The 1,325-nt window shown below is 58.9% G+C and carries 1 protein-coding gene; it reads right to left on the bottom strand.

Annotated elements, in window-relative coordinates; translation table 11 throughout:
• Positions 1-1,325, bottom strand: a 1,325-nt coding sequence (locus tag GIW04_RS30760; RefSeq protein ID WP_236479614.1) for a TolC family outer membrane protein, incomplete at both ends; no start/stop codon positions are given.

Raw genomic sequence — 1,325 nt, 5'->3', positions numbered from 1 at the left:
GGCCAGTAGCCTCGCTATCACCCTTCGCCGCACCGCCAGGCAGGCTGGTCTCGGGCACCGGGCTCAGCCAGACATTAACGCTGTCGACGCTGTCCTGATTCAACTCACCTGCCCAGCGATTGAGCAGGAACAGGTTGGTGATGAAGTCGTACTGCGACTTGAGCAGGTCACGACGGGTCTTGAACTCGTTCTGCACCGCAGTCAGCACATCCACCGCGTTGACCACGCCAAAAGTAAAGGCCTTTTGCGCAGCGACACTTGATTTCTGCGCAGAGGACAAGGCATTGCGATTAGCGCGGATCTTCTCGACGCTGGACTGGGCAGTGAGATACGCCGTAGTGGTTTCGCGCACCACCTGGCGGCGAATGCCCTCCATCTGCACTTCAGCGGCCAATTGCTCGTCGTAAAGGCCCCGAACCCGAGCGGAGGTAGACCCGCCACTATAAAGGGGGATCTTTACACCAAGCGTTGCGACATAACTGTCACTACGCGGCGCCTGGGTGTTGTCATAGCCTTGGTCACTTTGCTGCGCGTTCAGGCTAAGCGACAACTGGGGATAGTGCTCACCCTTGCCTTCACGCACTGCTGCATTAGCGGCCTCGGCGCCACTCTGAGAGGCCTTAAGCATCGGGTTGGTTTCAATTGCCTGAGTAATCCAGCTCTGCAATGGGCGCGTCGATGCCTGCAACTGCATGTCATTACGCACCCGGCTCAGCGGCTCGCTGATCGGCCGTCCGACGATTTCGGCCAAAGCCTCGCGACTTACCTGGACCTGGTTACGCGCGTCTACCTCCTGCGCCGCGAGGGAGTCGACACGCGCTTGCATGTCGAGCTTGTCGGTGATCTTGGCCATCTGCCGGTCGAACATCATACTGACCCGATCAAGGTTCTTTTGCGTGGCGCGGCGTTCGGCCTGAACGAGCGCCAGTTCATCGTCAGAAGCCAAGGCAACGAAGTAGCGCTTGGCCAAGTCGACGGTCGCTTCTGCCAAGGTATCTTCCGCCTGCTGACCCTTCTGGTCCTTGACGCTCTTGGACTTCTGATAGCGCTCCCACGCAGGCTTGTTGTACAAGTACTGAGTCAAGCTGAGCGAGTAGTTTTCGTTGTTGTAGATATCCCGCGTGTTTTCATTCTTGCGCAACACACGGCTGGTATTGGCATTGGCCGACACTTGCGGCAACAAGCCACCAAGGGCCTCGCGCTGTTGCTCAGCGGCAGAACGCGCACGGGCATAGGCCGCGAGCACACGGGGATCTTCCAGACGGGCCTCGCGATAGAGACTTGCGAGGTCAAGCGCGTAACTCGACGCTGCAACTTCCCTAGGC

The organism is Pseudomonas sp. PA-4-8C (assembly GCF_021606625.1).
GTDB classification, from domain to species: domain Bacteria; phylum Pseudomonadota; class Gammaproteobacteria; order Pseudomonadales; family Pseudomonadaceae; genus Aquipseudomonas; species Aquipseudomonas lactis.
Note: the sequence above shows the minus strand (reverse complement) of the source record. Positions and strands in the feature narration are given on the sequence as shown.